The sequence below is a fragment of the Brachyspira alvinipulli ATCC 51933 genome (assembly GCF_000518245.1).
Lineage (GTDB): Bacteria > Spirochaetota > Brachyspiria > Brachyspirales > Brachyspiraceae > Brachyspira > Brachyspira alvinipulli.
This window is the reverse complement of sequence record NZ_KI912403.1, coordinates 159,418-182,514: the sequence shown is the minus strand read 5'-3', so window position 1 is coordinate 182,514 and position 23,097 is coordinate 159,418. Positions and strand designations below refer to the sequence as shown.

Here is a 23,097-nt window from a genome sequence, read left to right as displayed (position 1 = left end):
AAATAGTATATATAATATATAGAATATTTTATAAGGTTTTTTATTTTTATGAATTCGTCAATATTATTATCATCTATAATAATTATATTATGTATAATAGTTAGTAAAATTTCTATTAAAGTAGGAGTCCCATCTCTTTTACTTTTTTTGCTTTTAGGAATGATTTTTGGAAGTGACGGACTTTTAAAGATACGGTTTGATGATTACAAAATTGCAGAACAATTATGTACTATAACTTTAATTTTTATAATGTTTTACGGAGGATTCGGAACTAATTGGAATGTAGCTAAACCGGTTGCAAAGAAAGCATTTCTTTTATCATTTATAGGTACTTTTATTACATCTATGGTTACAGGGGCATTATGCTATTTTGTGCTTAAGTTTGAATTATTTGAAAGTTTCTTGATAGGCTCTGTTATAGGTTCTACGGATGCTGCTTCTGTGTTCTCAATACTTCGTTCAAGAAGTTTGAACTTAAAGGATGGTTTGGCTTCATTATTGGAATTAGAAAGTGGAAGTAATGACCCTATGTCATATATGCTTACTGTAATATTTTTAGGGCTTATAGGTAAAACTTTAACAAGTCCTTTATCTATTATTTATATGGTTTTTGCTCAAATTGCTTTTGCTTTGGTTGTAGCTGCTGCTGTGTCTTTTATGGCTTATAATATGCTTAGAAGATTTAAATTTCCAGTGAACGGACTTGATACTATATTTGTACTTGCTGTAGCACTGCTTTCATATTCACTTTCTTCTATAATAGGAGGAAATGGATATTTAACAGTTTATATAGTTGGTATTGTTTTAGGTAATACTAGAATTAAAAATAAAGTTACTTTGGTTCATTTCTTTGACGGGGTTACAGGTCTTATGCAAATGGTATTGTTCTTTTTATTAGGGCTTTTATCATTTCCTTCAAGACTATTCAATGTTGCACCTACAGCAATTTATGTAGCATTATTTGTAACATTTATAGCCAGACCTATAGCCGTATTTTCTATACTTATGCCTTTTAAAGTATCATTAAAAAAACAGCTTCTTGTTATGTGGGCAGGTTTAAGAGGAGCAGCTTCGATAGTATTTGCCATATTTGTAATAGTAAATAATAATAGTATAAGTTATGATATATTTCATATAGTTTTCTTTTTGGCTATAATATCTGTATTGTTCCAAGGTACATTGCTTCCTATAATAGCTAAAAAATTGGGGTTGGTAGACTCTGATGAAAATGTACTTAAAACATTCAACGACTATGTAGATGATTCTGATATGGAGCTTATACAAATTACAATACCTCCTAATCATCATTGGATAAATAGACAAATAATGGATATAGAGCTTCCAGAAAATTCTATTATAGTGACTATAGAAAGAGGAGAGACTACTGTTATACCTAATGGAAAAACTGTTATAGAAGAAGGCGATGTTGTAATACTTAATGCTAAGAGAACTAAATATTATGATATAAGCCTTAGAGAGATACATATTAATACACATCATCCTTGGAGAGATAAGGAGCTTAAAGATTTAAATTTGCCTAAAAATAATTTAATAGTAATGATAAAAAGAGAGGGCGGAACAGTTATCCCTAGAGGTAATACAATGATTAAAGATAAAGATATTGTATTACTAAGAGATGTGTAAAATAAATTTGAGAAAAAATCAAGAAAATATTAAAAATGATTCTCTATATTTTACCATTTTTATAAGTAATGGTTATAATATATAGTATTTTTCATAAATAATCTCCCACTTTTATTTAGCTTTACTCTTATAAAGCTAAATAAAAGTGACTTTTTAATCATTTGCTAATCATAAATAATTGACTTTTTTTATATTTCTAAATATACTCAATTAAAGAATTGTAATTAAATAATAGTTTGGATATTTTATTTATGCTAAAAGAATTTTATGATGATAATATAAAAGCAGTAGATGCAAGATTTGAAGCACAAAAAATAGCTTTTGCCCCAATAGTTTTTCAAGTATCTAAGTGTATGATAGATTTTAATATACTTAAAACCATAGAAGACAGCGGGGATATAGGGATAACTGCTCAGGATATACTAAAAAAAGTTGATTTGTCAGAGTATGCTTTATCTGTATTATTAGAATTAAGTTTGGGATTATCATTAATAAAAATAGTAAAAAATTCTAATCCTAATAAATATGTTTTAGGAAAAATAGGCTTTTTTCTTTTAAATGATAAATTAACTAGAGTGAATATTAATTTTATAAATGATATATGCTATAAGGGAATGTTTTATTTAAATGATAGTTTAATAAATTCCAAACCAGAGGGATTAAAAGTATTCGGCGATTATGAAACCATATACAGCGGACTTTCTTCTATACCAGATAATGACAGAAAGAGCTGGATAGAGTTTGATAACTATTATTCTGATAGATGTTATGAAAGTTCTCTGCCTATTATTTTTGACAGAAGCAGAAAAAATATAATGGATATAGGAACTAATACGGCAAAATTCTCATTGTCAGCATTAAAATATAATGAAAATGTTAAATGCTTATTGATTGATTTGGATGGTCAGATAAAATTAGCTAAAAAGAATATAGAAGATAATGGGTTTCAAAATAGGGTAGAGTATTTTCCAATGAATATATTAGATGAAAAAACTAATCTTCCTTTAAATTGCGATGTAATTTGGATGAGTCAGTTTTTAGATTGTTTTTCTATTGAAAATATTAAACTTATAATGAATAAAGTAAAGAAATGTGCAGATAAAGAAACAGATATATTTATTTTAGAGCCTCTTTGGGATAAGCAGAAATATATATCGTCTGCTTTTTCTATTCAAGCTACTTCATTATATTTTACAGCTATTGCAAATGGAAACAGCAAAATGTATCCTTATATGCTTTTGGTGGATACTATAGAAAAAGAAGGATTTAAACTTATAAAAGAATATCACAATATAGGCGATACTTATCATTCTTTGCTTAATTTTAGATTAAAATAATTTTTTTTATTGTTTATAATATTACAGATTTGTTTCTTCCGGTTTCTTTAGCATTATAAAGAGATTTGTCTGCTTTATTAATAAATTCACTAAGATTCATTTGTTTTTCTTTTACAGCACCGCCTAAAGAAGCAGTTGCTTTTAATGAATATTCATCTGTTGAGAAATCAGTTTTTGCTAAATGCTCACGTATAATTTCCATAGAATCATAAAGTTCTTTTTTATTATCTATATCAAAATATATAATAAATTCTTCTCCTCCATATCTTGCCAATATAGATTTAAATTCTATTTTTTTCAATGCTTCTTTCATACTTTTACAAGCATTTTTTAATACATGATCCCCTATATTATGTCCGTAAGTATCATTGTAATGCTTGAATTTATCTAAATCTATTATAACTATAGAGTATATTTCATTAGCATTTTCTTTCTCATATAAATATTTAAGTATATAACCTCTATTATAAAGCCCTGTAAGTTTATCTCTATTAGCTAAAAAAGATAATTTTTCACTATATAATATTATTGATAGATAATTTACCAAGATAGATATAGTTTCTTTATCATTGTCGCTATTAATAATTATAAATCCGAATTTATTGCCTCTTGCAAATAAAGAATATTGTTCATTATTTTCTTTTTTATTCATTACTGATTTATTATCAGATATATACCATAATGATGCTTCTGAAGAACCTTCTTTATAAAAATAAATGGCAAAACTTTTTATTAATTTTTTAGAACTAGCTTCAAAAGTTTTTATTATTCCATCTACAGAAAAAGGTTCTGGTATTTCATTCAATGTTTTTATAATTTTTATAATATCATTCATATTTATATAAATATACAAAAATATAATAGTTTGTCAAAAATATTTCTTAATAAAAAAGGAGGAATAAATCCTCCTTTTTATATATTTTAATTTATTTATCTTCTTCTAATAAATCTCTTAATAGGTATGAAATCAGCAGGATTCAATGCCACACCATTTCTTCTAACCTCAAAATGTAAATGGCTTCCTGTAGATCTTCCTGTACTTCCCATTCTTCCTATCATAACACCAACTCCTACATTAGCACCAGCTCTTGTAGTTATAGAATTAAGGTGTCCATAATAAGTAGTATAACCTTTATCATGACGTACTATTACTAAATTACCATAACCGCCGCTATATCCTGCAAATATAACTTTTCCTTTTCTTGAAGCATATACAGGAGTATTAAGTCTTCCTGGTATATCTACACCCATATGCTTAGTTCTCACGCCAGTAAAAGGATCAACTCTATATCCGAATACACTGCTTATTCTAGTTACAGTTGTAGGCAAGCTGAACATTTGTCCGAATTTATCTATTCTTTCATCTAAAGTATATTTAGCACCTGGAAGGAATATATCATCGCCTTCGCGTATAGAGTTAGCATCATCTATTTTATTGAATGTCAAAACTCTAGTTAAAGATACATCATATCTGTCTGTAACATCAGCTAAAGTTTCGCCTTTTTTCATTGTGTATAAAAGCCCATTACGGTTTGGAACGATTATTTTTTGTCCTGGGCTTAATCTATTAGCATTGCTTATTTTATTAACACTTACTAAAGTATCTAAATTAGCACCTATTTTTCTTGATATAATAGTTAAGTTGTCTCCGTCTTCTATTACATATTCATCATATTTCATTCCTATAGTGCCGTCGCCTGCTAAAGTATTGTCTGATGTTATTGAATCATAAAATACATCTGTAGCATTTTCCAATGATACAGCAGCTGTTGTAACAGTTGGTACTGCTATATTGGATGGAACAGCACTGATTTGTTCAGGTTTCATTTCATCTAATATTTTATTATATACAGTTCCAGTAGTTACAGGCATCTTATCATCTGGAAGCAAAGCAGCATTTGATGTTTGACGCATATTTATTATTAAAAAATTAGCTAAAAACAGAAATAACGAAAATGAAACTACACTTATAGCGAACTTTTTAATAATATTAGAAAACATATTATTCTTGTTCTTATTATTATACCTCATTGAATGTACATAAGTTGTTCTTATCCTATTTGATGAATTAGATGTACATTTTCTCTTTATATACTCTATGAAATCATAAAATATATTTTTTTTGTTATGGATTTTGGTGTACTTAAAATTCTTATTTTTCATATTGCTACTGTTAAATTAATACTAATAAATAATTTCTTCTAATATACAAACATTTTTTAGTATTGTCAAGTATGTAATTTTCTTTTTTTTTTATAGTTAATTTAACTTAAATAATCGGAAACTTCAAAAATATAATTTAAGTAATAATTGTTTTTTAAATTTAAAAGAATGTTTTTATCTGTTATTCCATATAATGCTAATAATACCTTTATTTTAGAATTAACAGCAAATTCATAATCAGCAATACCATCTCCAACCATTATAGTATCATTTTCAGATAAATTATAATCTTTTTTCAAATTATACCATATATTAACATCTGGCTTTCTATAAGGATAAAATCCATCTCCGATAACAGCTTTAAAGTAATTAATTATGTTTAATTTTTCTGCTGTTTTGATTGCTATATCATTCGGTTTGTTAGTAATGATGAACATATTTATGTTTGATTCGTATAACTTTTTTAAAGTATCATAAACACCATCGTAAAGTTTAGTATTATCTATACAATGCTTTTCATAATATTTAACATAAAAATTATATACATCATCTTCAATACTATTTAAATATTCTGTATTATGTTTACCATTATTAATAGCACGTTTTATTAACATTCCGGCACCATTACCTACAAATTTATGTGCTTCTTCCATTGAAATACTTTCTAAATTAAACTGCTTTAAAGTGAAATTAACGCAGCAATATATATCATATATGGAATCTACTAAAGTGCCGTCTAAATCAAATATTATATTTTTAATCATAATCAATTTATATCAGCTATTTTGTAATGCTTGTCTGTTATTCATCTTTTTTATACCGCGTACAGTATTATTTCTAAGTTCTTTTAATTCTTTTTTTAATCTTCTTTTTTGATATGATTCCAATCTATCTATAAAAGATATTCCGTTTGTATGATCTATCTCATGCTGAAGAACTTTTGCTATATAGTCTTCTGCCTCTAAGATTTGTTCATTTCCTTCTTTATCTAAATATTTTACTTTTATTTTTTGATATCTGGCAACATCATCTCTTATTTCTGGGAAAGATAAACAACCTTCTTCTAATATTTCCATTTCATCTGAATGCCAAATTATTTCTGGATTTATAAGTGCCAATTTAAAATCCGGCTTTTTCTCATCATCTAAATCAGGTACAGATATAACAATCAATCTTTTCAATATCCCAATTTGAACAGCTGCAAGTCCAACTCCGCGTTCTTTATACATAGTTTCAAACATATCATCTATTAAAGTTAATATTTCATCATCTATCTTTTCTATCTTTTCTGATACTTGCTGCAGTCTTTCATCTCCGTATATTACTAATTCTCTTAGCATATTCTCTCCTAAAATTGTATATGTATTACATTTGTATTCATTATTAATTAATTCAATATATAATATTAAATTTTTTACTTATAGTCAAGCTATTTTCTTTGTCAGTTTACATAATTTTTTATACTTAAATTTATTAAATTCCTTTGACAAATGATTTTTTTGTAGTAGAATACAATTATATGAAAGTAGCATTTTTTGATTTAGATAAAACTATATTAAATAAAGATTCAATAGTTCCGTTTATGAAATTCTATTTAAAAAAGAATCCTAAAAGTTTTATACACTATATTATTTTGATACCGTATTTTTTATTGTTTGTTTTTAAAATTATAGATAATGAAAGCGTAAAATATAGAATTGCACATATATTCAAAAATATTGATATAGATTTCGGAGATAAAATAGGTAAAGAGTTTGCTGATACTGTAGTTCCAAATTTGTATTATAAAGATGCTTTGGAAGAGATAAAAACACTTAAGAGCAAAGGATATACTTTAATCTTGGTAACTGCGAGTTTTGAAATTTATGCTAAATATATAGCAAGTAATTTAGGTTTTGATAAATGTTTCGGTACAGAATTATGGACTTTTAGAGGAAAATACACAGGCTATATGTATGGAAAAAACTGTTATGGTAAGGCTAAGAGATACAGATTATTTACAGAGCAATTATTTCCAAATTATAGTTATAAAAATATAGCATATAGCGACTCTATAAGTGATTTACCTCTTTTTAATTTTGCCGACACTAAAATATGTGTTAATCCGGATAAAAGATTAAAGGAACATGCTTTAAAAAATAAAGATAAAGGTTTTATAATAGCCGAATGGAGATGAATTATATGCCTGTTAGTAATTTAGATAATGACATTAAAGATATTTTAAAAGAAAATAATGAAATTGTTGTAGAGAAGATAAATAATTTAATAGAGTTAAATAATATTGATTATGCTAAAAGATTGGCATTAGAATTGATAAAGAAGGATAATAAATATAAATACGGTTATTTAGTTTTGGCTGATATTTATTATGAGGAAGAAAATTATAAAGCTGTAATAGAATTGATTGATAAAGCTCTTGAATATATAAAAGATGATAAGGAATTGCTTGAAAATAAGATAGACGCTCTTATAAGCACTTATCAGTATGATGATGCTAAAAATGTAATAGAAAAGCTTATAAGTTTGGGAGATGTTAATTCCAATGTTTACGGAGAGTATGGAATTATTCTTTCTATGGAAGGAAAATATGAAGAAGCCATAGAAAAATATAAAAAAGCCATATCTATAGATAATAATGATATATTGTCTATGATTAATATGTCAGTTTCTTATAAAGCAATATATAAATATGATTATGCTCTTGATATTTTGGAAAATGCATTGAATATAAGCGGTAATGATATAAATATTATTAACAGAATAGCTGATATTAAATATTTAAGAGATAATGCTAAATTTAATATTGGCAATTTAGTTTCTATTCAAGCTAATCCTGATAGATTTCATTTATTAGTTCCTGAAAATTTTAATGCTTTTATAGATGGAGCCGTATTAAAAATAGAAAGCCCGGATAATAGAATATCAATAATAATAAGCTACAGTGATAAAAAATACGATGAAAAGGGTATAAGAGAACTTTTTGACGGATTTAAAAGCAGAAGAGGAGAGCTTTATTCTATAATTACTCCTATATCAATAAAACAAAGAGAAAACTATAATGACTTATTCGCTGAGTTTATATTCACTTCAAAAATAAATAAAAATGATTTTTTCAATGCAATAGCGGTAGTAGGCAAAGGCGAAGAATCCATAATACTCACTATTTCATCTACAGTTATAATAAGCAGCAGTTTAATATCATTTGCTAAAGATGTTATGAATAGTTTGTATTTTAAGTAAACTCTGTAAATATGATTTTATTTTTGAAAATATTATATTCTTGATTTATTTACATAATATATAAAAAATTATTAAAGCACTTTTTAATTAAACCGACAATAGTTGTAAGTATTATCTTATTTAGGAGTTAAAACCTATGAGTATGTTTGCTGATACAACCTATGCTAAGACTATGACGGTAGCTAAAAAACTTTTGAATGTTTATGGACTAAGAGCTGAGGTTATAGCGGATAATATAGCAAATGTATCTACTCCGAATTTTAAAAGAAGCGATGTAACTTTTGAATATCAGCTTGCAAGAGCTTTAGATAGTGAAAAGTATGACGGTATGGAAGCTAAAAGGACAGATTCAAGACATTTTCCTTTCCACATGCCTATGGATTATAAGCAGGTTACACCAAATCTTACAGTGGATTATGACACAAGCTATAGAAATGATAAAAATAATGTTGATATAGATAAAGAAATGGCTGAAGAAGCTAAAAACACTTTACGTTATCAAATGTTTACACAAATAGTTAATGCTCAGTATAGAGAAATTAGAAGAATGATAGGAAATGCTTAATTATATTTATCATTCTTTAAGGAGACAGTAAAATGGGAATATTTTCAATTATCAATACATCAGGAAGCGGTTTAACTGCTCAGAGAACTAGATTAGATGTTATAGCGGATAATATAGCAAACGTTAATACAACACGTACAACAGAGGGCGGAGCTTTTAGAAGAAGCAGAGTTATATTTAAGCCTAGAGATGACGGCAATAAATATAGAAGCCCTTTCTTACCAGAGGCATTACAGCCTAATGTTGGTACAGGAGTAAGAGTTTTCAGTATAGAAAAAGATATGGAAACTGCAACTAGATTTGTTTATGACCCTTCACACCCAGATGCTATTAAATATGGTGAAAAAGCGGGATATGTTGAAATGCCTAATGTTAACCCAGTTACAGAAATGGTTGATATGATGGAAGCTTCAAGGGCTTATGAGGCAAACTCTACTATGATTCAATCTGCTAAAACTATGTTTGGAAGTGCTTTGAATATAATTAGATATTAATGAATAATTTGTGTATAAGGATATTTTTATGAATATTAATAATGTAATGAGTTCTTATAGTGTAAATACAAAAACAGGAAATGTAGGTGACAATTACGGATTTGTATTAAAAACTACAGATCCTAGACATTACGGACCAGCTCAGCAGATCAGAAGAAGTTCCAGCAATGATTTAATCAGCAATTTCGGCACAATGTTAAGCGATGCTATTGATGCTGTTAATCAGAAGCAAGTTGATAGAGATAATATAATAGTACAGGCTGGTATAAGACCGGATCAGGTAGATGTATCCGATGTGATGAATGCTATTGCTGAAGCTGAATTATCACTCAGTTTTACAAAAGCCGTTGTTGATAGAGCTGTTAGAGCATATCAAGAAGTAACTACTTATAGATAATAAATTCATCAAATAAATTAGTAATAATGAACAATAATAAGCTGTTCTCCTTCAAAAAAGAGTTATTAAGGGCAAGCGTTTATGGTTTAATAGCCATAGCGTTTGCCAACTTAATTTTTTTCTCAATCTATAATAAAAATCAAATATATATCACCATAGCATTAATAATATTAGAAATTATCACACTAGTTTTTATGTATATTGATGTTGCAGGAATTAATAAAAGAAAATTAAATTTTATAAAATATAATTCCATATTTGAACATGAATTAAATAAAACAGTAGCTAAGGATCATATAATAGACAGATTAAGATATTTCGGATATAGTATGTATTCTGTCAATTCATCGAGGATTTTTATTAATGCCGAAGTTATTAAAAATAAAAAGTCTTTAATCATACATGCATATTATTTCTTTTTAATTGATATTGATAAAGACGGCGAAGCTGTTTTGAATAATATAAAAAATGAGTTAAATGAAATATTTGATTTATATATAGATGATAATCAAAAACTTTTCAAAAAAGATGATAATGAAAAAGAAAAAATATTAAAAGCTAAATTATATAATCATGCCGTATTCATTTTTATGGGAGACAATATACCTGAACGTATAATAGAGATGTCTGAGTATGGTTATACAAAAGAAAAATTATTAAGTACAAATGCTCAAATATTTGCTGTATCTTATTTGCCTAGTAAAAATAAATTATATTTTGCTGATGCTGTAGAAAATATTGTTAATATTCAAAAGTTTCCAAAAAATGATTTTGTTTATATTATAAAAGATATATTTTCAATAGTTTAAATTCACATCAAACTTATCATTTAAAAGCGGTATAATATTTATAACAGGCTCTTCATAAGGATGAACTTCTTTTATAACATTTATTATATTTGGTATGTTTTTAGCATCGGTTGAAAATCCTACCATATCTTCAGGTGCCTCGGATATTTCATTAACTTTTCCGTCAAAAGGATTAGCTCCTTCAAGAGGACGCCAATATCCTGTAATTTTTGTTACAGTCATTACATTATCATAATTTCCAACTCCTAATGCTCCTATATTATTCAAAGCCTCTCTTAATTTTGGGGTATATTCTTCTGGTATATATATTTCCATTTTTACTTTTTTAAAATTCATTTTTATATCTCCGTGATTTTTAGCTATATTATAATATACTTAAAAATATTTTAAATACCAGCTTGACATAATCATATAAAATATTATACTTGGCTTAGTCTAAAAACATACTATTAATATATAAAAATCTTATAAGGTTGTAGTAAAATGTTTATTTGTTTTTATAGTATTTTATTTAAACTATTAATAGATATTTTTATATCCTCTAAATTTCGTTTAACTCATTATTTTTCTTTTCTATAGAATTGGTATAAAAGACTTAATTATATTTTCTTAATTTGTATGTTCTTGATTTTAAGGAATAAAAAATGGAACTTAATCATAAAACTTTGATAGATAACAGCAGTATCAGCTTGTTTTCTAAATTTGCTGTGCCTAGCATATTAGGCATGATAATGGGAAGTGCGGCAGTATTCGTAGATGGTTTTTTTGTGGCGCATTTCATATCTCCGGAAGCTTTTACTGCAATTAATATAGTTTGGCCTATAACGGCATTATCATTCGGTATATATGTAATGCTTACAATAGGCTCCGTTGCTCTTGCCGGTAAATGCATAGGCGAAAATAATATAAGACGTGCTAATTTAATATTTACTCAAACTTTAATAGTGGTTCTTACAATAGCAAGTTTTCCTCTTATTGTAGTTTATATATTTAGAGAATCTTTACTTCCTATTTTTGGGGCACATGGAAAGGTTTATAATTTATCATTAGATTATATTGAGGGCGTGCTTTTTGCTACATTCTTTTGGGGAATGGCCTATGTACTTAGTCAATTTGTAAGGCTTAACGGAGCACCTAAATTTGCATCTTCTATGTTTATAATATCATCTATAGTGAATATGATATTGGACCCTCTTTTTATTATAGTTTTTCATTTTGGAATAGCAGGTGCTGCTTGGGCTACGGCAATATCGCAGATTATAGCTTTTATAATGGGGTTATTATATTTCTTCAAACCGAATTGCAGATTAAGAATCATAAAAGTTTACGGAGGATGGATATATATAATAAAGGCTGCTTTTAATGGATTTTCAGAGTTTTTAAGCAATCTTTCATCTGGTCTTATTCCTTGGCTGTTTAATATCACAGCTTACAATATTTCAGGCAATAGAGGAATATTGGCGTACTCTGTTGCAAATTATGCTATTATGTTTTTTATAATGCTTGCTTATTCGGTAGGAGAGGCATTAGAACCTTTAGTTAGTGTTTCTTATGGTGCTAGAAATAAAAACAGAATGAAAGACTTTTTAAAAATATCTGTATCTTTAATTTCTTTTATATCAATACTTGCTTCTGTTGTGCTTTTAATTAATCCTAGTCTTCTTGTTAATACTCTTTTGAAGAATGTTGATAATCAAACTTTTGAAGATGCTATGTTTTTTGTACGTACTTCAATACCTACATTTATAGGAGTTGGAATCAATGTTATAATGAGTGCCTATTATACATCGGTACAAAAGGCGGGAGCTTCTGCTATTGTTGCTGCTTTAAGAAGTATGATTTTACCTATTTCTTTAGTATTGACTTTGCCGAACATATTTGGTTTTATTGGTTTGGTTTTGGTTCTTCCTATAAGCGAAGTTGTTACTTTAATAGTTTCATTTGCATTATACAAAAACAGAAGTGCTGATCTTTTGATTGAAGATTGATTTCAATATATATACCGAAATGATTAATCTTATCAAATTAAAAATCATTTCGGCATATTAATTATATTTTAGGCAAATACCAATTAATTCCTGTGGCAGATCTAAAGTTAACAGGAATTGAATTATTAGCACCGCTGTTTACACCCATTTCAAAATACCATTCTAAATCTTTTACAGGATGCAGCCTTACTTCCGAATAAGCTCCCCAAGTGAGAGTATGTATAAGATTTCCTCCTTTTTTCCCATTGTATATAATTTTATAACCAATGCTGGGTTCAAAATATAAAGTTGCAAATTCTGAACTTGCATATAATGATAATGCCTGAGTTATTCGCACAATATACGGATTTGATTCATATATTTCATTGGCATTATATGAGTACAATATTCTGCTGTGAGATTGAACATTTACTAAATTGTCTATATTCTCATCAATAACTCCCTTACCCTTTGCATCCAATGATGAAGCATATAATATTTTTATAAAAGGATTAATCCAAACTGTTTCAATAGTAACAGGAATAAAATAAAATCTTAATTCAAAACCGAAAGAAGAAGCTGAATTTACAATTGTTCCGTTTTTATATAAATTTTTTCCATAATTGATATAAAGCCTAACAGCATTAATTGAATCTTTTCCTGTATAGTATCTCATTTCTGTTGTCGTACTTAAACCTAAATAATCAGAATTTTCTACATTTTTAGAACTTGATATTTGAAAAGGAATACATATTCTTAAGCTGTTATCTAATGCATTCAATAAAAGTACAGGAGTATGCACATCTAATTGAGAATCTATATAAGTGTAATTATATCCTATACCAATGCTTATTGGATTTGAAGTATAAGCTAAACCGGCAGAAACTGTTGCATCTAATGATGATTTTCCATTATTAACATAATTCATTATATTGCCGAATGATCCCGTGTCCGCTTTAAAACCTAAAGTACCTCTAATATTATCATTGCCTAATATAAAACCGAATTGATCCATTCTAGCCCTAAGCTGACTGCTGTCTACTAAAAAATCTATCCAATCATTATTATATCCGTACATACCAAATACCGATGCCGTCATAATGATAGATAGTAAAATAAAAGTAAGTAATGTTTTCATTTTTTTCATAGTTCCTTTTTATATTTTCATATTGGGAGAAGCGATTATAACAAATATGAAAATAAAGTAAATACTGATTATAATTACATAGTCATATAACCTTGACATAAAAATAAAAATACATTATACTAATTAGTAAAAAATCGGACTATAATTTATTTTATTAATGGGGATAAATAAATGTTAGGCTCTTTAATTTTAAAACTTAATATATTATTCTTTATATATAAATCACTTATAAAAGTATTCTAATTTTTTCAATAATCAATCAATTTAATCTATAAAAACATTTTAAAAATATATATACTAAAAAATTTTTAACTTTGTCAATTTTTTTATTCAACTTTTTCCCGCCGCAAAAAGTTGCAAAAAGTGCAATTACAAACGTCATAGGCGGGTTGCCTACGTCGGCAAAATAAGAGGTGTGGTGCTTAAGCACACAGCGTGTTGGGCAGATATTTAAAATTAAAAAAATATTTCTGACAAAGTATATTTATTTAGGTATATACCAATCTATGAGGTGTACTATGCAGCTTAATAATAAAGTTTTAAAAGAAAACTCTAGTAAAAAAATATTTATAAACTATGCAGTTCCAAGTATGGTTGGAATGCTTACAGAAAGTTCAGCAGTATTTATAGACGGTTTATTCGTAGCTAATTTCATATCATCAGAAGCCTTTTCAGCAATAGGTATTGTTTGGCCAATAACAGCTTTATCATTTGCTTTATACGTCATGCTTACATTAGGTTCAATTGCTATAGCAGGAAAATGTATTGGTGAAAATAATATGAGACGTGCGAGTTTAATATTCACTCAAACTTTAATAACAGTTGTTACTTTAACTACTCCTGTATTAATATTAATTTATATATTTAGAGAAACATTGCTTCCATTATTCGGAGCACATGGAAACATATATAATTTTTCATTAGAATATATTAACGGTGTTATTGCAGCGGTATTCTTTTGGGGAATGGCTTATGTATTCAGTCAATTTATAAGACTAAATGGTTCTCCAAAATTTGCATCATTAATGTTTATAACTTCATCTTTAATAAACATAATATTAGATGCTATATTTATAGTGGTATTAAAATTAGGTATTTCAGGTGCTGCTTGGGCTACAGCTTTTTCATATATTATTTCATTTATTATAGGGCTTTCATATTTTTTGAATCCTAAATGCAGAATAAAAATCATAAAAGTATACGGAGGCTGGAATTATATATTCAAAGCTATATTAAATGGTTTTTCTGAATTTCTAAGCAATATTTCTTCCGGAATAATACCATGGCTATTCAATATAACAGCATACAAAATATTAGGAAACAATGGAATACTTATTTACTCTGCTGCCAATTATATAATTACATTTTTTATAATGATAGCCAGCGATGTTGGAGAGATTTTATCATCTTTAATCAGTGTTTCTTACGGAGCTAAAAATAAAAACAAGATGAGAGATTTTCTAAGAATGGGAATGATATTTGTTTCATCATTATCAATATCAGCTTCTGTAATATTGCTTATAAATCCAAGTATATTAGTTAATGCTTTATTAAAAAATATAGATTCAAAAACTGCTGAAGATGCTATGTTTTTTGTAAGGGCATCTATACCAATTTTTATATGCGTTGGTATAAATATAATAATGAGTGCCTATTATACTTCTATTCAAAAGGCTGGAGCATCTGCTTTGATTGCTGCTTTAAGAACTTTAATTTTACCTGTTTTGCTGGTATTAACATTACCAAATGTATTAGGATTTTTAGGTCTTGTTTTGGTTCTTCCTATAAGCGAGATTATAACATTAATTGTATCAATAGCTTTATACAAAAACAGAAGCATTGATGTCTTAATTAGAAATTAATTATTTTTTAAGTCTATATAAATATATTTTGTATAGACTTAATTTTTTAATTGACTAACCTAACGAAATAATATTGTATGTAATTAGTTTACAGATATAATAAATATCTATGGAGTAATATAAATGTCATAAATAACTATTAAAATTGATGATAAATTAAAAGATGAAGCTGATAAACTTTTTAATTATCTAGGTTTGGATTTTAATACTGCTATTAATATATTTTTGATAACCTCTATTTGTATAATTAGTATTTGATTTTTTTGTCAATAATAAAAAACTAACTTAATTAAAAATTATATAACAAAACTTGTCAGCATCGTTTAAGATGTTTAAAACGGTTTTTAGTAAACTCTATAATTTCATCTTCTGTCATATTATCTATACCGAGCTTCTTTTCTTCTTCAAGCAGTATTTTTTGTTCTTCTCTTTCTTTTTGTAATTTTATATTTTCTATTTCTTTTAATCTTTTTTCGCGTTTTAATAATTCATCTTTAGTGTAATGCCTTTTTATAAGTTTTTCTTTATCTCCGTTTATTAAATACACTTTTAAATAGCTTATAAAATCAAGCCAAATAGCTGATATATTATTTTTGTCTTTTACTCTTATTTCAGCATACTTTATAGAGTCCTTCCAGCAAAAGCGTCTGTTGTTAAATATATTTATTAATTCTTCCTGTTTTTCTTTGGTTTTGAAGCAATGTATTTTTGAGAGGCTGTCTGCTTTATTGAATGTGAGTCTGTAAAAAACTTTAGAAAGTTCATTTACAAACAAATCAAATTCAGAGTGAGACTCTTTATTCTTTTTAATATTAAATTTATTATTATCTTTGACTTTTTTGACAATACCCCCTTGATTATTTTGACTATACCCCCTTGTCAATTTTGATGATACCCTGTCTGATATGCTGTTTATAAATATTTTTCTTTTTTCAATGTTGGTGTTTTTTCTTTCATAGTCTATTTTTATATAACCGTTCTCTTTTAACTCTGATATGCATCTTGATATGGTGCTTTTGCTTACAGAATAAAGTTCAGCAAAGTATGCATTTGAAGCCCAGCAGTAGCCTTTATCATTAGTCAGAGAAGCTATTTCTGCATACAAAAGTCTTGAAATAGCTTTTAATTTTTTATTGTATTTTACTTCAGCTGGTATTATAGAATAGTATCTTTTTTTATCATTCATTATTATTGCACCTTAAAAAAAGTTTATACTATATACAAATTTTATAAGTTTATATCAGTATGAAATATGAGCTTATAATCACTTATATTTTTTGCTTTATATATAAGGCTTGAAAATGAATGGGAGTAATTTTGATGTTTATTAATGCAAATATATTTTTTAAAATAATGGAAGTGTTTTATATACTATCAATTAAATTATTACCTTTAGTATGTATAAAACCTTTTTCAAAATCTATTTTTTCTATTTTTTTTAATATAAGTTCTACATTCCAATAGTTTTTCTTTATATATTTGACATTATCAATAAAAAAGTCATCATTTGAACACTTTTCATCTATTAATTTTAATATTTCTTTGCCTGCTTCAGATATTTTATATATTGGAATTTGATGACTATTAATAGGATTATTCATATCAAATACATTAATACTATTTATTAATTTTATATTAAAAAGATAATTATTATTCGATATAGTTATTAAGTTTTCAAAAATACTAATAGCCAATTTTTCGATGCTGACAAACAAACCTGCATCCATAAGTTTTAATATATCGGAAAATTTAATATTGTATTTTTCCAATAAAGGTATATTTTTAAATAAACAATAATCGCTATTAATACTATAGAATAAAAACTTTGATACCTTTACATAAAGTTCTGCTTCTTCCTTAGATATATTTTTTAATGTTTCTAAAGTTCTAAGCGAAAAGCTATTAGGCTGTTTTATTTCTCCTGCCAATATTCTAGCCCATAATTCCTGCATATATTCATCGCTTATATCTTGTGCTATATTAAAAAATTTTTTAGTCCAATCTTTATCTACAGGGGCATCAGAAACTTTTTCTTCATCTTTTAATTTTTCAATAACTTTTATTACAATATTATCAATATTATTTGTTCTTTCTATTTCCTGATATAAAAGTCTATTATATGTTCTTTCTAATAGCGGTTTATTGTCTAAAGAAACATTATCTGTATTATAATTAACATTGACTATTTCTTTATCTTTTAATACATTAGAGATTTCGTTTATTTCTTTTATTTTATCTTTTAATTCTAAATCTCTTTTAAATGATTCTGCTTTTGCAATTCTTTTAATATGCGTTGGTTCATATAATTTTCCAATAGCATTAGAAATAGTTTCTGCTAATTTTTTTAGAGGTTCAGATAATCCTGCTAAATCTTTTATTTCCATAATTACATTCCGTAGTTATTTTTTATAATATTAAATAATAATTATTTGTCAATAGTAAATTTTTTAAATAAAAAAACTTGACTTACATTAACAAACATAAGCCAAGTTTTTAATTATAAAATATTATTAAAAATTATAGAGAAGATAAAACTTCCTCTATACCTTTTAATTTATCTTCAAACTCTTTTTTCTTTCTGTTTTCTGTGTCAATAGCTTCCTGTTTAGCTTTGCTCATAAAGTTTTCATTAGAAAGTTTTCTGTTTACAGCTTCTAAATCTTTTTTGTATCCTGCAGCTTCTTTTTCTAATCTTTTCTTCTCTGCTTCTAAATCTATGATGCCTACAAGATTAACATTGATTTCACCGCCTTCAAATACTTTAACGAATGAACCCTTGTTTCTTTCACTGTCTTTTGATGAAACTATATTCAATGATTCTGTAAGCGAAAGCGATGATATAATATCCTTATAGCTTTCTGCTGTGTTTTTGAAATAATCTGAAGTATAGCGAATTATTACATCAAGTTTTTTGTTCGGAGGCAAATTAAATGATGAACGGGAATTTCTTATTCCTGACACTATATCCTGAATCAAGTTGAAATCTTTTTCTATATCTTCAAATATATATTTAGCATTAGCTTTTGGATACTCTCTAATCATTAATGCTTTTGAATCAATATTATGCTTTGGTAAATTAGAATAAATTTCTTCTGTGATAAACGGCATGAATGGGTGAATCATAGCCATTGATTCTTCAAGTACATATAAAAGAACAGCAATAGTTTTTTCTTTCTTGCTTTCATCTTTTAAATCGAATTTGCTTATCTCTATATACCAATCACAGAATTCATTCCAATAGAATTTATAAATTGTTTGAGAAGTCTCATCGAATCTATACTCTTTTAATTTTTGAGTAGTTGATTCAATAGCTTTCTGAAGTCTTGATAATATCCATTTATCTTTATTTTCAAGAGTGTAAGTATCTAAATCTTTTATATTGGCATTATTATCAATGTTACCAAAAATATATTTAGCACTGTTGTATATTTTATTAGCAAACTTTCCGCCCATTTTGAAAAGCTCTCTGTCAAGCCAAATATCCTGACCTCCTAATGAAGTTATGAATGATAAAGTAAATCTGAATGCATCGGCTCCATGTTCATCAATAATTTCTATTGGGTCAATACCGTTTCCTAAACTCTTAGACATTTTTCTTCCGATTTTATCTCTTATAAGTCCGTTAAGATAAACATCTTTGAAAGGCACATCATTCATAAAATGAGTTCCTGCCATAATCATTCTAGCAACCCAGAAGAATAATATATCATAACCTGTAACAAGTGCAGTAGTAGGGTAGAAGTATTTTAATTCTTCATTAACTTCAGGCCATCCGAAAGTAGAGAAAGGCCATAACCAAGAAGAAAACCAAGTATCAAGTACATCTTCATCCTGATGAATATTTTTAGATTTACATTTAGTACATTCTGTAATATCTTTTTTTGATACCATCATCTCACCGCAGTCATCACAGTACCAAACAGGTATTCTATGTCCCCACCATAATTGTCTGCTTATACACCAATCTCTGATATCAGTCATCCAGTGATTATAAGTGTTAATCCATCTTTCAGGATATATTTTTGTATTTCCGTCATTAACAGCCTTGTATGCTTTTTCTGCTAAAGGCTTCATTTTTACAAACCATTGATCGCTGTAATAAGGCTCTACAACATTATGACATCTATAACAGTGTCCTACTTGGTGTTTAATATTATCTTTACCAACGAAAGCACCTATTTTTTCAAGTTCATGTATTATTAAAGCTCTTGCCTCTTTAACTGTTTTACCTTGATAATTAGAAGGTGTATTTTCATTGAATGTACCGTCTGCATTAAGTATATTTATTATTTCTAAATTATGTCTTTGAGCTATAGCAAAGTCATTAGGGTCATGTGCTGGAGTGATTTTTAAAGCTCCTGTACCAAACTCTTTATCAACATAAGTATCTTTTACAAGTCTTAATTTTCTGCCTACTATAGGAAGTATTAAAACATCTTGTTCTGTAAGATGAGCATATCTTTCATCATCTGGGTGAACAGCAATAGCAACGTCAGCCAAAATAGTTTCAGGTCTTGTAGTAGCTATTTCAATATATTCATCTTTTCCTTCTATTTGGTATTTAACATGATATAAAGCACCTGCTACTTCTTCATGTTCTACTTCATCATTAGCCAAAGCAGTACCGCAGCTAGGACAATAGTTAATAAGATATTTTCCTCTATATATTAAACCCTGATTATAAAGCTCAACAAATACCTCTCTTACAGCATTACTAAGTCCTTCATCAAGAGTAAATCTTTCTCTGTCCCAATCGCATGAACATCCTATTTTCTCTAATTGTTTTACTATGATAGAGTGATGTTCATTAGCTACTTCCCAAGTTTTTTTAACGAATGCTTCTCTTCCTAAATCATGTTTATTTTTGCCTTCTGCCTTTAATCTTCTCTCTACAACGTTTTGAGTAGCAATACCAGCATGATCTGTTCCCGGCATCCATAAAGTACATTTTCCAAGCATTCTATGGAATCTTATAAGTATATCCTGAAGCGTATTATTAAGACCATGTCCCATATGAAGTACGCCTGTAACATTTGGAGGAGGTATGACTATAGAATATGGCTCTTTATTTTTATCCATAACAGCATGGAAAAATCCGCTGCTTTTCCAGAAATTATATAATTTGTCCTCGATGTTTTTAGGGGTGTATGACCCTTCTAAAGTGTGTTTCATATTCTTTTCCTCCAATAAATCAATAATAATTTAAAAATTGATATGATATTTTATACTATATATAATATTTTTCAATTATTTTTATTAGTATTAATTATACTGAAATTATTGTATTTTATTATTTACAAAAATAAAAAAATAATTATGTATTTAGACAATATATCCAAACACATAATTATTATTTTTATATTATCAATCTTTTATTTTGGAAGCCATTATATTAGCTACTATTGAACCTGATATATTATGCCATACGCTGAATATTGCTCCGGGTACTGTTGCTAAAGGCATTGAAGCAAAATGAGTTGCAGCAAGTGAAGTTGCAAGTCCAGAGTTCTGCATTCCAACTTCTATTGATACTGCTTTGCATTTAGCATTATTTAATCTGAATAATTTACCCAATAAATAACCGCATAAGTATCCTAAACAATTATGAAGTACAACTACTATTATAACTAAATAACCAACCTGCATTAATCTTTGTGAGTTTGCTGATACTACAGCAGCTACTATTGCCACAATTGCAAGTACTGATATTAAAGGAAGTATTTCTTTTATACTGTTAGTAAACTTATATAAGAATTTATTTATTATAAAACCTAAAGCTATAGGAAGTATAACAACCTGTACTATTGATACAAACATACTCACAGCATTAACATCAACCTTTTGTCCTGCATATAATAAAGTGAGTAGTGGAGTTGCAAAAGGTGCAAGTATTGTTGATACAGAAGTCATGCCTACAGATAAAGCAACATCTCCGTTAGCTAAATAAGTCATAACATTTGATGAAGTGCCTCCAGGACAAGTTCCTACAAGTATAACTCCTACAGCAAGTTCAGGAGGAAGTTTAAAAACCATAGAGAGTAAGAAAGCAAGTAAAGGCATTATAGTAAATTGTGCTATTGCTCCTATTATTATATCTTTTGGTCTTGTGAATACCACTTTAAAATCTTCAAGCTTTAATGTTAGTCCCATACCGAACATTACTATCATAAGAAGATAGTTAACATAACTTGTTTTGATAAAGCTTACTGTTTTTGGAAAGAATAATGATACTGCTGCCACTATTAATACTATCACAGCCATATACTTACCAAAGAAATTACTTATTTGTTTTAATGTTTTCATTTTATCATCCTTTTTATAAATTATTTTTTATCATTGTTTATTATTAAAATCTTCTAAATCTATTATAGCTTTCAATATCATATTTTTATCAACTTTATACGGACTAGTATTTAAATCTTTTCCGCAAAGAGCTGTTTCCAATACATTATTTAAATCTTCATCTTCTAAACTTGCTTTATTTATTCCTATATCTTTTAAGCATGTAGGAAGAGATATAGATTTATTAAATTTAAAAATATTCTCTCTTTCTTCATATTGTTTGTCCATAGTGAGAAGTAATAATATGCCATAAGATACCAATTCGCCATGAAGCAATTTATCTCCTATTCTTTTTACTTTTGTAAGTCCGTTATGCATTCCATGTGCTAAAGATATATGATAATCATCTTTTGCCATTACTGAAGTTAAGACTGTTGTGTATATTATATGAAGTATTACTCTATTCAAAACTTCTGTTACTTTTTTATTTTGAAAATCATTTATAGCTTCTGAATAATGTTTTAATATATCATTAGAACAGTTTTTTATTATCTCTACTGCTAAGAAATTTTGATAATTTAAATTCTCATTTCTTGTTGAGAATAATGCCTCATACTGTTTAGAAACTGCATTACCTATACCTGCTCTAAAATAATTCTCAGGTGAATTTAATATGATATCAGTATTTATAAATGTATGCAAAGGAGGTCTTTTATCAGCAAACATTTTTTTGAAACTTCCGTCATTATTATAAACAACAGAAATACTAGTTACAGCAGCACAATTTGAAGCTAATGTTGGAAAAGTAAATATAGGCTTATTTATTGTATATGCTAAAACTTTTGATGTATCTAATGCTCTTCCTCCTCCTACTGCAAATATCATATCAGCTTCCATTACTGCCTGCTTATTTTTTAGTAAATCTACATTTTCAAAAGTTGATTTATCGCCGTAATGAAACATTCCTGTTATGGTTATATCTTTTACATTGTTTAATATTGATTCTATTGATGCCTGCATAGATTTTTTACCGGATATTATAACAGCTTTTTTTCCATAGTTTGAACATATATCGTATATATCTTTATAAGCATCGCTTCCTATACTGAAGTTAGTTAAAAATAAATTTTCTGTACTCATTTTTGTTATCCTTTAATTAATATTATTTTTTATTATTGTTATTTGTTTTT

General features: G+C 27.3%; 21 protein-coding genes and 1 pseudogene. 11 read left to right on the top strand and 11 right to left on the bottom strand.

The window, feature by feature from the left end; genetic code table 11:
• Window positions 1-48 precede the first annotated feature (48 nt).
• Together T324_RS0108265 and T324_RS0108260 are read left to right on the top strand one after the other, a co-directional pair.
• Window positions 49-1,644, top strand: a complete 1,596-nt coding sequence (locus T324_RS0108265) for a potassium/proton antiporter (protein WP_028329813.1) — start codon at window positions 49-51, stop codon at window positions 1,642-1,644.
• Window positions 1,645-1,895: 251 nt separating this feature from the next.
• Window positions 1,896-2,981, top strand: a complete 1,086-nt coding sequence (locus tag T324_RS0108260) for a methyltransferase (protein ID WP_028329812.1) — start codon at window positions 1,896-1,898, stop codon at window positions 2,979-2,981.
• 13 nt (window positions 2,982-2,994) lie between these two features.
• Here the strand turns inward: T324_RS0108260 and T324_RS0108255 are convergent, their stop codons facing one another.
• From T324_RS0108255 to def, 4 genes are all read right to left on the bottom strand, one after another.
• Window positions 2,995-3,816: a GGDEF domain-containing protein gene (locus tag T324_RS0108255; RefSeq protein ID WP_028329811.1), complete on the bottom strand. Its 822-nt coding sequence runs from the start codon at window positions 3,814-3,816 to the stop codon at window positions 2,995-2,997.
• Window positions 3,817-3,911: 95 nt separating this feature from the next.
• Window positions 3,912-5,144, bottom strand: a complete 1,233-nt coding sequence (locus T324_RS0108250) for a M23 family metallopeptidase (RefSeq protein WP_028329810.1) — start codon at window positions 5,142-5,144, stop codon at window positions 3,912-3,914.
• 101 nt (window positions 5,145-5,245) lie between these two features.
• Window positions 5,246-5,908 (bottom strand): HAD family hydrolase, encoded by a 663-nt coding sequence (locus T324_RS0108245; protein WP_028329809.1) that lies wholly within the window; start codon window positions 5,906-5,908, stop codon window positions 5,246-5,248.
• A 12-nt stretch (window positions 5,909-5,920) separates the two neighbouring features.
• On the bottom strand, window positions 5,921-6,484 hold the full coding sequence (def, locus tag T324_RS0108240) for a peptide deformylase (RefSeq protein WP_028329808.1): 564 nt from the start codon (window positions 6,482-6,484) through the stop codon (window positions 5,921-5,923).
• A 179-nt stretch (window positions 6,485-6,663) separates the two neighbouring features.
• Between def and T324_RS0108235 the strand changes: the two genes are divergently transcribed.
• From T324_RS0108235 to T324_RS0108210, 6 genes are all read left to right on the top strand, one after another.
• Window positions 6,664-7,320 (top strand): HAD family hydrolase, encoded by a 657-nt coding sequence (locus tag T324_RS0108235; RefSeq protein WP_028329807.1) that lies wholly within the window; start codon window positions 6,664-6,666, stop codon window positions 7,318-7,320.
• 5 nt (window positions 7,321-7,325) lie between these two features.
• Window positions 7,326-8,384: a tetratricopeptide repeat protein gene (locus T324_RS0108230; protein WP_245580668.1), complete on the top strand. Its 1,059-nt coding sequence runs from the start codon at window positions 7,326-7,328 to the stop codon at window positions 8,382-8,384.
• A gap of 136 nt (window positions 8,385-8,520) precedes the next feature.
• Window positions 8,521-8,949: a flagellar basal body rod protein FlgB gene (flgB, locus tag T324_RS0108225; protein ID WP_028329805.1), complete on the top strand. Its 429-nt coding sequence runs from the start codon at window positions 8,521-8,523 to the stop codon at window positions 8,947-8,949.
• Between the two features lie 32 nt (window positions 8,950-8,981).
• The gene (gene flgC, locus T324_RS0108220) at window positions 8,982-9,443 is read left to right on the top strand and encodes a flagellar basal body rod protein FlgC (protein WP_008724603.1); all 462 of its coding nucleotides are present in this window, start codon (window positions 8,982-8,984) and stop codon (window positions 9,441-9,443) included.
• Window positions 9,444-9,471: 28 nt separating this feature from the next.
• Window positions 9,472-9,840: a flagellar hook-basal body complex protein FliE gene (fliE, locus tag T324_RS0108215; protein ID WP_028329804.1), complete on the top strand. Its 369-nt coding sequence runs from the start codon at window positions 9,472-9,474 to the stop codon at window positions 9,838-9,840.
• Between the two features lie 26 nt (window positions 9,841-9,866).
• Window positions 9,867-10,649: a hypothetical protein gene (locus tag T324_RS0108210; protein WP_028329803.1), complete on the top strand. Its 783-nt coding sequence runs from the start codon at window positions 9,867-9,869 to the stop codon at window positions 10,647-10,649.
• On the opposite strand, the gene T324_RS0108205 is transcribed toward T324_RS0108210, so the two are convergent.
• Complete coding sequence (locus T324_RS0108205) at window positions 10,638-10,985, bottom strand: YqfO family protein (protein ID WP_028329802.1); 348 nt, start codon at window positions 10,983-10,985, stop codon at window positions 10,638-10,640. The two genes, T324_RS0108210 and T324_RS0108205, sit on opposite strands and share 12 nt — an antisense overlap.
• A 308-nt stretch (window positions 10,986-11,293) precedes the next feature.
• Here T324_RS0108205 and T324_RS0108200 point away from each other — a divergent pair, with 308 nt between their 5' ends.
• Window positions 11,294-12,637 carry an MATE family efflux transporter gene (locus tag T324_RS0108200; RefSeq protein WP_028329801.1) on the top strand — a complete coding sequence of 448 codons (1,344 nt, stop codon included), beginning with the start codon at window positions 11,294-11,296 and terminating at the stop codon, window positions 12,635-12,637.
• Between the two features lie 61 nt (window positions 12,638-12,698).
• Here T324_RS0108200 and T324_RS0108195 read toward each other — a convergent pair whose 3' ends face one another.
• On the bottom strand, window positions 12,699-13,754 hold the full coding sequence (locus T324_RS0108195) for a serpulina hyodysenteriae variable surface protein (RefSeq protein WP_038375188.1): 1,056 nt from the start codon (window positions 13,752-13,754) through the stop codon (window positions 12,699-12,701).
• A gap of 527 nt (window positions 13,755-14,281) precedes the next feature.
• Here T324_RS0108195 and T324_RS0108185 point away from each other — a divergent pair.
• Window positions 14,282-15,625, top strand: coding sequence for an MATE family efflux transporter (locus T324_RS0108185; RefSeq protein ID WP_028329799.1), 1,344 nt, complete (start codon window positions 14,282-14,284; stop codon window positions 15,623-15,625).
• A gap of 132 nt (window positions 15,626-15,757) precedes the next feature.
• A pseudogene (locus tag T324_RS18880) lies at window positions 15,758-15,880 on the top strand (type II toxin-antitoxin system RelB/DinJ family antitoxin); the annotation flags it as partial.
• 58 nt (window positions 15,881-15,938) lie between these two features.
• Here the strand turns inward: T324_RS18880 and T324_RS0108180 are convergent.
• The 5 genes from T324_RS0108180 to T324_RS0108160 all read right to left on the bottom strand — a co-directional run bounded on the left by T324_RS0108180 (window position 15,939) and on the right by T324_RS0108160 (window position 23,047).
• Window positions 15,939-16,811: a helix-turn-helix domain-containing protein gene (locus T324_RS0108180; protein WP_038375147.1), complete on the bottom strand. Its 873-nt coding sequence runs from the start codon at window positions 16,809-16,811 to the stop codon at window positions 15,939-15,941.
• Between the two features lie 178 nt (window positions 16,812-16,989).
• The gene (locus T324_RS0108175; protein ID WP_028329797.1) at window positions 16,990-18,009 is read right to left on the bottom strand and encodes a DUF2806 domain-containing protein; all 1,020 of its coding nucleotides are present in this window, start codon (window positions 18,007-18,009) and stop codon (window positions 16,990-16,992) included.
• Window positions 18,010-18,142: 133 nt separating this feature from the next.
• On the bottom strand, window positions 18,143-20,797 hold the full coding sequence (locus tag T324_RS0108170; protein ID WP_028329796.1) for a valine--tRNA ligase: 2,655 nt from the start codon (window positions 20,795-20,797) through the stop codon (window positions 18,143-18,145).
• A 192-nt stretch (window positions 20,798-20,989) separates the two neighbouring features.
• Window positions 20,990-21,928: a bile acid:sodium symporter family protein gene (locus tag T324_RS0108165; RefSeq protein ID WP_028329795.1), complete on the bottom strand. Its 939-nt coding sequence runs from the start codon at window positions 21,926-21,928 to the stop codon at window positions 20,990-20,992.
• A gap of 30 nt (window positions 21,929-21,958) precedes the next feature.
• Window positions 21,959-23,047 (bottom strand): iron-containing alcohol dehydrogenase family protein, encoded by a 1,089-nt coding sequence (locus T324_RS0108160; protein ID WP_028329794.1) that lies wholly within the window; start codon window positions 23,045-23,047, stop codon window positions 21,959-21,961.
• Window positions 23,048-23,097 lie beyond the last annotated feature (50 nt).

What these genes read in the sequence shown, in the direction of transcription:
- def (WP_028329808.1), bottom strand. Translation starts at nt 6,484, where the DNA reads ATGCTAAGAGAATTAGTAATATACGGAGATGAAAGACTGCAGCAAGTA.
- T324_RS0108200 (WP_028329801.1), top strand. Translation starts at nt 11,294, where the DNA reads ATGGAACTTAATCATAAAACTTTGATAGATAACAGCAGTATCAGCTTG.
- T324_RS0108210 (WP_028329803.1), top strand. Translation starts at nt 9,867, where the DNA reads ATGAACAATAATAAGCTGTTCTCCTTCAAAAAAGAGTTATTAAGGGCA.
- T324_RS0108235 (WP_028329807.1), top strand. Translation starts at nt 6,664, where the DNA reads ATGAAAGTAGCATTTTTTGATTTAGATAAAACTATATTAAATAAAGAT.
- flgC (WP_008724603.1), top strand. Translation starts at nt 8,982, where the DNA reads ATGGGAATATTTTCAATTATCAATACATCAGGAAGCGGTTTAACTGCT.
- T324_RS0108180 (WP_038375147.1), bottom strand. Translation starts at nt 16,811, where the DNA reads ATGAATGATAAAAAAAGATACTATTCTATAATACCAGCTGAAGTAAAA.
- T324_RS0108255 (WP_028329811.1), bottom strand. Translation starts at nt 3,816, where the DNA reads ATGAATGATATTATAAAAATTATAAAAACATTGAATGAAATACCAGAA.
- T324_RS0108165 (WP_028329795.1), bottom strand. Translation starts at nt 21,928, where the DNA reads ATGAAAACATTAAAACAAATAAGTAATTTCTTTGGTAAGTATATGGCT.
- flgB (WP_028329805.1), top strand. Translation starts at nt 8,521, where the DNA reads ATGAGTATGTTTGCTGATACAACCTATGCTAAGACTATGACGGTAGCT.
- T324_RS0108185 (WP_028329799.1), top strand. Translation starts at nt 14,282, where the DNA reads ATGCAGCTTAATAATAAAGTTTTAAAAGAAAACTCTAGTAAAAAAATA.
- T324_RS0108260 (WP_028329812.1), top strand. Translation starts at nt 1,896, where the DNA reads ATGCTAAAAGAATTTTATGATGATAATATAAAAGCAGTAGATGCAAGA.
- T324_RS0108250 (WP_028329810.1), bottom strand. Translation starts at nt 5,144, where the DNA reads ATGAAAAATAAGAATTTTAAGTACACCAAAATCCATAACAAAAAAAAT.
- T324_RS0108230 (WP_245580668.1), top strand. Translation starts at nt 7,326, where the DNA reads ATGCCTGTTAGTAATTTAGATAATGACATTAAAGATATTTTAAAAGAA.
- T324_RS0108205 (WP_028329802.1), bottom strand. Translation starts at nt 10,985, where the DNA reads ATGAATTTTAAAAAAGTAAAAATGGAAATATATATACCAGAAGAATAT.
- T324_RS0108175 (WP_028329797.1), bottom strand. Translation starts at nt 18,009, where the DNA reads ATGGAAATAAAAGATTTAGCAGGATTATCTGAACCTCTAAAAAAATTA.
- T324_RS0108170 (WP_028329796.1), bottom strand. Translation starts at nt 20,797, where the DNA reads ATGAAACACACTTTAGAAGGGTCATACACCCCTAAAAACATCGAGGAC.
- fliE (WP_028329804.1), top strand. Translation starts at nt 9,472, where the DNA reads ATGAATATTAATAATGTAATGAGTTCTTATAGTGTAAATACAAAAACA.
- T324_RS0108265 (WP_028329813.1), top strand. Translation starts at nt 49, where the DNA reads ATGAATTCGTCAATATTATTATCATCTATAATAATTATATTATGTATA.
- T324_RS0108160 (WP_028329794.1), bottom strand. Translation starts at nt 23,047, where the DNA reads ATGAGTACAGAAAATTTATTTTTAACTAACTTCAGTATAGGAAGCGAT.
- T324_RS0108245 (WP_028329809.1), bottom strand. Translation starts at nt 5,908, where the DNA reads ATGATTAAAAATATAATATTTGATTTAGACGGCACTTTAGTAGATTCC.
- T324_RS0108195 (WP_038375188.1), bottom strand. Translation starts at nt 13,754, where the DNA reads ATGAAAACATTACTTACTTTTATTTTACTATCTATCATTATGACGGCA.